General features: G+C 59.8%; 6 protein-coding genes. 4 read left to right on the top strand and 2 right to left on the bottom strand.

The features are described 5' to 3' along the window. The first annotated feature begins 69 nt into the window (after positions 1-69). The 4 genes from GT495_RS04390 to GT495_RS04370 all read left to right on the top strand — a co-directional run bounded on the left by GT495_RS04390 (position 70) and on the right by GT495_RS04370 (position 5,516). Positions 70-1,539, top strand: coding sequence for an ATP-binding protein (locus GT495_RS04390; RefSeq protein WP_161161638.1), 1,470 nt, complete (start codon positions 70-72; stop codon positions 1,537-1,539). A gap of 390 nt (positions 1,540-1,929) precedes the next feature. Next, on the top strand, positions 1,930-2,325 hold the full coding sequence (locus tag GT495_RS04385; RefSeq protein WP_161161637.1) for a helix-turn-helix domain-containing protein: 396 nt from the start codon (positions 1,930-1,932) through the stop codon (positions 2,323-2,325). Positions 2,326-2,612: 287 nt separating this feature from the next. Continuing rightward, positions 2,613-5,081 carry a proton-conducting transporter membrane subunit gene (locus GT495_RS04380; protein WP_240128093.1) on the top strand — a complete coding sequence of 823 codons (2,469 nt, stop codon included), beginning with the start codon at positions 2,613-2,615 and terminating at the stop codon, positions 5,079-5,081. A 93-nt stretch (positions 5,082-5,174) separates the two neighbouring features. Continuing rightward, positions 5,175-5,516, top strand: coding sequence for a 4Fe-4S dicluster domain-containing protein (locus GT495_RS04370; RefSeq protein WP_161161636.1), 342 nt, complete (start codon positions 5,175-5,177; stop codon positions 5,514-5,516). A 287-nt stretch (positions 5,517-5,803) separates the two neighbouring features. On the opposite strand, the gene GT495_RS04365 is transcribed toward GT495_RS04370, so the two are convergent. After that, the gene (locus tag GT495_RS04365; RefSeq protein ID WP_161161635.1) at positions 5,804-6,433 is read right to left on the bottom strand and encodes a response regulator transcription factor; all 630 of its coding nucleotides are present in this window, start codon (positions 6,431-6,433) and stop codon (positions 5,804-5,806) included. Beyond that, a complete protein-coding gene (locus tag GT495_RS04360) occupies positions 6,430-7,521 on the bottom strand; it encodes a sensor histidine kinase (RefSeq protein ID WP_161161634.1) in 1,092 nt (363 codons plus the stop codon). Before GT495_RS04360 ends, GT495_RS04365 begins: the two co-directional genes overlap by 4 nt. Positions 7,522-7,718 lie beyond the last annotated feature (197 nt).

Below are 7,718 nucleotides of genomic sequence, written 5' to 3'. Positions count from 1 at the left end.
TGGAAAGTTAAGTGGAAAGCTGGTAAGTTAGATGGAAAGTTGGAAAGTTGGAAAGTTGGGAGGTTCGGCATGAATGAGGAGTGGTTGGCGCAGGTCATCCATCATCTGCGGGCAATAGGAAACGACACCCAGCAGTACGAAGTAAAAGAGGCCAAGAGCACACTCCCCAAAAGCATCGTCGAGACGCTTTCGGCTTTTTCTAACGCGCAGGGTGGCTTTATCATCCTCGGCATTTCCGAAAAGAACGGGTTTGTGCCCGTCGAGAGCTTTGATGCTCGCAAGATGCAAGACGCCCTATCTTCTGCATGTGAAAAGCTTACGCCCGTCGTGAGGCCGGATATCCAAGTGCTCCCCTTTGAGGAAAAACTGGTGCTTTGCGCGCGCATCAAAGAAATGCATCCACGCGATAAGCCCTGCTACATTGCGGCACGCGGAATGTACGATTCGTCCTTTATCCGTACGGGCGACGACGACCGGCGCATGACTCCCTACGAAATCGATCGCTTTATGGAGGAGCATGTTCAGCCTACATACGACGACGAGCCGGTCGAAGGTGCCACGCTCGATGACCTTGATGCCGATCTTTTGCAAGGGTTTATAAAGCGTCAGCGCGAACTGCATCCCAGGATTTTGGGTAACAGGAGCAACGAGGAGATTCTTCTAGACCTTCATGTGACCAAAAGGGTGGACGACGCAATCGTGCCGACGCTTGCCGCAATTGTCGCGATGGGACGGTTTCCGCAAAAGTTCTTCCCACGTCTCAATGTGACCTTTACGGCGTACCCCGGGACTACAAAAACGCAGCGAGTAAGCGATAACAAGCGTTTTGTGGATTCTCAGACCATTTTGGGTCCGATCCCTTTCATGATTGAGGATGTGCTTGCCGCCGTTGCGAGAAACACCCGAAACGCCGCGGTTATCGAGGGCGCGTTCCGGAAAGATGTGCCCGATTATCCGCCCGTGGCACTGCGCGAGGCGGTGGCGAATGCGCTCATGCACCGCGACTACTCTTCCGCCGCGCGCGGCTCACAAGTGCAGGTCAACCTGTATATCGACCGCGTCGAGATTCTCAATCCCGGCGGGCTGTACGGCGATGTAACGATCGATTCGTTGGGAATTTCTGGGGTTTCGTCATCTAGAAACCAGTTCCTTTCAAATATTCTCGAGACCACGCCGTACCCAGGCGGTGGCTACGTGGTCGAAAATCGCGGCACTGGTTATCAGGAGATAGGCGAGCAGCTCGAGCGGGCAAACATGTTGCCGCCCGAACCAAAGAACTCAACGGTTTCTTTTTCGCTGACGTTTGATAAGCGAAAGATAATGCGGGCGGAACAGGTGACGTCTGTGGGGCATGTGGACGAGGCAATCTTGGATTACCTGGCAACACATTCTTCGGCCTCGACCAAGGAGCTCACAGACGCTTCGGGTTTGAGCAGGAGCGCCGTTTCCAACCACATAAAAGGCTTGATCGGTGCGGGCAAGATTGAGGCGATGGAGCCTCCACGCAGCCCGCGACAGCGGTATCGACTCGCGAAGTAGGGCTGTCCGTCACCCATGCTTCGGCTTCCCACCTATCTTCCCAACTTTCCACCTAACTTACCACCTAAAGTGGAAAGCTGGGAAGTGAGCTGGAAAGATGGAAAGCAAGTGGAAAGCTGATAAATTGGATGCGGGTTGACGAGGGATTATAATTACCCTCCAGCATGGAACTGCCAAACGGGCACCAATTTAGTCGACAGGCCTTCGCTATCCAGCCGTGCGCTAACCACCAGCGTAAATAAATGCTATAAAATATCCGCAAATTGCTCTAAATGCCCAGATAGCGAAATTGCGATTTTCAATTAACTGCTACGCGCAAACAGCAAAATGCTACTATCTAACATGCACGTGAGAAAACACGTAAACGGTTAAGGCTAAGAAGTGGCAGGTATGTCAGAAGCAATAAGGACTCGCACGCATGCGCCCGAAGTTAGGCAGCGCGCCGTCGAGGTCCTCCAAGAGGGGGTCGGCCATCGTGCCCTCGCCGCGGAGCTCGGCATTCCCCAGGCCACGGCTCGTCAGTGGGCTCGCGCATATGCCGTGGGCGGTGCCGACGCCGTGCTCAACGCGGGCTCGCATCACCGCACGTATTCGTATGACGTCAAGCTTGCCGTGGTAAAGGATCGTCTGGAAAACGGCCTGACGGTTCGCGAGGCAATGATCAAGCACAAGATTCCCAGCGAGTCTTCGGTCAAGGCTTGGTGTCGTCAGTATCGCGATGGCGGCGCCAACGCGCTTATCGATAAGCCGCGCGGTCGCAAGCCGCGCGTTAAAAAGGCGGAATAGCGAACGGGATGGTGCGTCCACGGGGGCGCATTTTTCTTGCCGCACCAACTTTTTGGACCGCCGTGAGCCTATCGGGACATCCCCCAACGTGGTCAATAAACCGTGCGCAGTGGCCCGCGCGCTCGTCGCTGCGATAGGGGGAGCGTCGCCTCTCTGCTCCAATGCGGACAGACACCTTACCCCGTACGCCTAAAACGCCCCAGTTGACCGAAAACCCGCCGCCGCCACTCCTCAGCTGAGCTATAACGTTAAACAATTGCAGCGTTTTTGCATGGGGAAGTGATGGTATGACATTGCTGTATTTCCTTACCCTGTTTCCGCTGGTACCGGCGTTGGGCATGCTGTTCGCGCGCGGTGACCGCGCCCGCGATGCGGTGGGGCTCATAGGCGCCGGCATCATTATGGCGGTGACGGTTGTAGTCGCCGTTTTATTCTTTTGCGCGGGCCCGCAGAGCTTCGAGGTGGCACCGGTCACCTCGCATGTGCTCTCGATCATCAGTTCCGCCATCGATGTCATCCTGTGCGCCGTCATCCTGTACAACGCGTACAAATATAGGAACGCACTTACCACGGTGCTCGGCATAGTCCAGCTGGTGGGCTCGCTCGCCTTTGCAGCCATGACGCTGCCCGCGGCCGAAGCCGTCACGGCGACGCCGCTCTACCTGGACTACATGAGCGTGATCATGGTCCTCACCGTCGGCATTGTCGGCAGCCTTATCTGTGTGTATGCCCTGGGCTACATGAAGGACTTCCAGGCCCACGACGAGCACGAGGCCGCGCTGCGCGGGCAGACCGCGCCTGACCGTCGCCCGCAGTTCCTGGCGCTTATGTTCCTGTTCCTCTCGGCCATGTTTGTCATCGTGACGAGCGACAACCTTGAGTGGTTGTTCTGCAGCTGGGAAATCACCACCGTGTGCTCGTTCCTTATGATTGGCTACACGCGCACGCCCGAGGCCATCAAGAACGCCTTCACCCAGATTATCCTCAACATGCTGGGCGGCATCGCGTTTTTGGCCGGACTCATGTACCTGCACGTCAACGGCATGCCGCTGACCATCTCGGGCATGATCGAGCTTTCCAGCGCCGGTACCGCGCAGTCCGCGTTGCTGGTGATGCCGGTCGTTCTGCTGTCGCTCGCTGCACTCACCAAGGCCGCACAGATGCCGTTCCACACTTGGCTGCTCGGTGCCATGGTTGCCCCCACGCCTACGAGTGCCCTGCTGCACTCGTCAACCATGGTTAAAGCCGGCGTGTTCCTGATGGTTAAGCTGAGCCCGCTCTATGCCATCTATCCCGTGACCGGCTTTATGGTCACGAGTGTGGGCGCCATTACGTTTTTGCTCGCTGCCCTTATGGCGATCTCGCAGAGCAACGCCAAACGCGTGCTCACGTACTCCACCATTTCCAACTTGGGCCTCATCAGTGCCTGCTTGGGTGTCGGCGCGCCCGAGGCCGTACGGGCGGCCATCTTCCTGATCCTGTTCCACACGGTGGCCAAGTCGCTGCTGTTCCTGTGCGTGGGCACGGCCGAGCATCATATCGGCAGCCGCAATATCGGGGACATGGACGGTATGTTCAGCCGCATGCCGCGTCTGACGCGTCTGATGATGCTGGGCATCATGGGCATGTTTGTGGCGCCGTTTGGCATGCTCGTGTCCAAGTGGGGCGCCCTGGTGGCGTTCGCGCAGACCGGCAATGTGCTCATGATCATGGTGCTTGCCTTTGGCTCGGCCGCGACGTTCTTCTTCTGGGGCAAGTGGCTTGCCAAGCTTTCGGGTGTGGATTCTACGGCCGAAAACGTGGAGGGCGATGTCCATAAGACCGAATGGATGGCGCTCAAAACTATCGCCGCGTTGCTGGTGTTGTGCTGCGTGGCCTTCCCGCTCATCTCGAGCGGCCTGGTGTCGCCTTACCTGGCCATGGTGTTTGGCCGCGTGCCGTACGTTATTGGCAAGGACGCCATGTATCTGATGGTGGTCATCGTGGCTTTTATCGCTGTGGTGCTGCTGACGTCGTTCCGCGTGAGCAACAAACCGCGCGTAAACGTGTACCTTTCGGGTGTGGGAACCGACAATTACCGCCATTTCCGCGGCTCGATGGGACACGAGGTGAAGGCCGAAAAGCGCAATTGGTACCTGGAGGGTGCCCTTGGCGAGAAGCGCATTGGCCCCGCGGGCAGCGTCGTGTGCTGCAGCATTATCTTGTTTGCGCTGCTGTGCTGCGCATGGATTGGGCCCGAGCAGCTTGCCATGAGCGTGCCCTCGGTGTTGCGCGGCAAGTACTTCGAAGGTTCGGGCGTCGTGGGCATTTTTGTTGGCACCGTGGCGTTTGCCTTGCTGGCGCCGCTTGTGGGCGGCCTGATTGACGGCATTGACCGCAAGCTGTCCGCCCGCATGCAGGGCCGCGTGGGACCGCGTCTGCTGCAACCCTTCTACGACGTTGCCAAGCTGCTGCGCAAGGCCCCCGCCAGCGTAAGCACCATGGACGATACCTGCATGGCGTGCGCGCTCATCTTTACCGTGGTGGGCGGCGGCATCTCTGTGTCGGGCTCCAACACACTGCTGTGCGCCTTTATGGTTACCCTTGCTGCGATCTTTGTGGTGCTGGCGTCCGCCTCGACGCAAGGCCCGTTTGCCCAGGTTGGCGCCGATCGTGAGTTGCTGCAGGTTATGAGTTACGAGCCCGCGGTTCTGCTGATAAGAACCTGGACCGCTTTCGCGTGCGCACGCCGACGTCGCAAAACCTGGCGGGTCTGACGCATGCGCTGCAGGGCGTGCTCCTTGCCAACGTGCCCATGATTATCCTGACCATCGACCCCTGCATTAGCTGCACGGAAAGGTAGGCGCGGCATGAGTTTGCTTACATTTGCCAAGACGGCCTTGGGTTCTATGGTCAAGCAGCCGGTCACGGTGTGCTATCCACAGGAGAAGCTGCCGTCGCCCAAGCGCTTGCGCGGGCACATCGTCAACGACATGGACGTGTGCATCTGCTGCGGCATGTGCGCGCGTCGCTGCCCGGCGGGCGCACTCGCGGTCGATCGCAAGGGCGGAACGTGGTCGATTGACCCGTATGCCTGCGTGGTGTGCGGCGAGTGCATCGAGAGCTGCCCCAAGCACTGCCTGAGCATGGACACCGCCCGTACTCCGGTTGCGGCGGACAAGACTCCCACGGTAGAAACCAAGCCGGAGTAGCGCTGGGATGGGGCCGGTGGGGCAAAATTGCCCCACCGGCCCCGCGCGTGAACGCGCGGTTGGACCGCCGCGAACAAAACTATGCCGGTTTACTACGATGAATTCGACATTCCCGACCACGACTGTATTTTTCTAAATATTGCACGTGTTCTACCTGCGGTTTTGCAAGCGCGCAATTAACTGTGGTCGAAGGTGGGTGATTCATCGTAGTAAACCGGCATAGTTTTGAAATGGCATTAAATCGGTAGCAGCCATTTTGCTACGTCGGAGTGCCGGCCATTGGGTAATTATCCCCGCAGGTAGGCGATGGCGATCTGCGTGCGGTTGCGCAGGCCCATTTTGGCCAGGATCGAGCTGATGTGGTTGCGCACGGTGCCTTCGCCCATGTATGCCGTGGCAGCGATCTCCTTGTTGTCGAGGCCACGGGCGATGAGCTCGGCGACTTCGAACTCGCGGTCGGTCAGGCTGGCAAAGGCGGCGGGTCGGCGGGTCGTGCCGGCCTCAACATCCGTTCCATCAAAATCGATATCCTCGATCGCCTTACCCTCGAGCACGCGTTTGCCGTCCATGACCTGCGTCAACGCTGGCGGAATGGCGGCGACATCGGTTTTGATCAGATAGCCGCGGGCACCCAGTTTGAGCGCCGACACAATGTACTCGTCATCCGAGAATGTCGTCAGAAACACCACGCGCGCCGCAGGGTCGCGCTCAAGGATTTCGCGTGCCGCCGAAAGGCCGTCGCGCCCCGGCATCTGAATGTCGAGCAGCGCGATATCGGGTGCGTGCTCGGCGTAGAGTGCCACCGCGTCGTTGCCGTTGGCACCGGTACCCACCACCTCGATCTGCGGCTGGGCGCCCAGGATAATCTTGAGCGAATCGACCACCAAGCGGTCGTCGTCGACAATTATGAGCCTCATCGGTCCTCATCTCCTTGCTGTTTGGGAACAGTGGCAAACACACGCCAGCCGCCGGCGCCGGCACGCGGGCCGGCGGTGAAGGTGCCGCCAAGCGCCTCGATGCGCTCGCGCATGGAGGTGAGCCCCATGCCCTCCGTGGCGCCGCGGCCGCTTGCTTGGACCCTGCCCATGCCGTCGTCGGTCACGATGAGCTGGTAAAACGACGGATGCTCCATGCATCGTACGGTGACAGCATGGGCGCAAGCGTGGCGCATGGTGTTGGAGAGCGCCTCGCGCAGGACCGCCGCAAAGCAGTTCGCGACGTTTGCGGGCGCATGTTCGGTCATAACTTCAAGCTCAACCTGCGGGCCGCCGTCCGAGCGCGCGCCTTCAACAATGCGTTCGAGCTGCACGGAAAGGTCGACGGCGTTGTCGTTGAGCGCATGGACGCTGGTGCGCACAAGCTGGAGCGCCTCGTCAACCGTGCGTTTGACGTCGGCGAAATCGGCGGCGACGCCGGGCTCGTCGGCGTGGACGACGCGCAAGGCTTCGGCTTGCAGTGAGGCGCGCGTGAGCTGGTGGCCCACGTTATCGTGAATCTCGCGCGCGATGCGGGCGCGTTCGGCGAGTGTCGCGAGCTCGACTTCGTAGTCCTGGCGGTCGGCAAGGTCGCGGTTGCGCGCTTCGAGCACGAGGGCTCGTCCCTGCAGCTCGTCGCGGATACGGCGCATGCGCTGCTGTTCGCGCTCCAGCTGGGCGGTGCGTAGCGATAACAAGGTGGCGGCAACCGAGAGGATGGCAGCCAGCAGGAGCGTTCGGGCGGTGAGCGTGTTGGTGCGAAGGTTCGCGACGAGCGCAAAGGCAAAGACGGAACAAACGCCCAGCACGACCCAGACGCGCTTACGGCGCACCCGCCTCGCGATGTCATAGAGGGCGAGGGGCGCAAACGGCACAAACGGCGGCACGAAGACGGCCGCGATGATGTAGACGTAGCTCGCGGCATCGCTTGCGCGGCGCGTGCGTTCATCCTGTGCGACCTCGGCCAGCGAGGTGGCGATAACACCAAGGCAAAACGCCGCGACCAGGCGAGCATCCACAGCAAGACCCATGGCGGCTGCAATACAGCACGCTAGCACGATCGATTTGTCGAAAAGCCTGTTCATACGGGTATTGTACGCGAAGCCGCGCGTGGTGGAGGGCCCGCCTGCGCAACCGTGACATTCCTCCCGCGCGGCAAAGCGGGGGTGCCGGCGAGACGCGCAACCAGGACCTGCACTCGTGACAAAGCTCACTGGTGCGCGCCACC

The sequence above is a fragment of the Collinsella sp. BIOML-A6 genome (assembly GCF_009875845.1).
Classification (GTDB): Bacteria; Actinomycetota; Coriobacteriia; order Coriobacteriales; family Coriobacteriaceae; genus Collinsella; species Collinsella aerofaciens_H.
This window is presented reverse-complemented; position numbering and strand designations above follow the sequence as displayed.

Excerpts from the sequence above, each read along its gene's own strand:
- GT495_RS04380 (WP_240128093.1), top strand. The coding sequence starts at position 2,613 with ATGACATTGCTGTATTTCCTTACCCTGTTTCCGCTGGTACCGGCGTTG.
- GT495_RS04385 (WP_161161637.1), top strand. The coding sequence starts at position 1,930 with ATGTCAGAAGCAATAAGGACTCGCACGCATGCGCCCGAAGTTAGGCAG.
- GT495_RS04365 (WP_161161635.1), bottom strand. The coding sequence starts at position 6,433 with ATGAGGCTCATAATTGTCGACGACGACCGCTTGGTGGTCGATTCGCTC.
- GT495_RS04370 (WP_161161636.1), top strand. The coding sequence starts at position 5,175 with ATGAGTTTGCTTACATTTGCCAAGACGGCCTTGGGTTCTATGGTCAAG.
- GT495_RS04390 (WP_161161638.1), top strand. The coding sequence starts at position 70 with ATGAATGAGGAGTGGTTGGCGCAGGTCATCCATCATCTGCGGGCAATA.
- GT495_RS04360 (WP_161161634.1), bottom strand. The coding sequence starts at position 7,521 with ATGGGTCTTGCTGTGGATGCTCGCCTGGTCGCGGCGTTTTGCCTTGGT.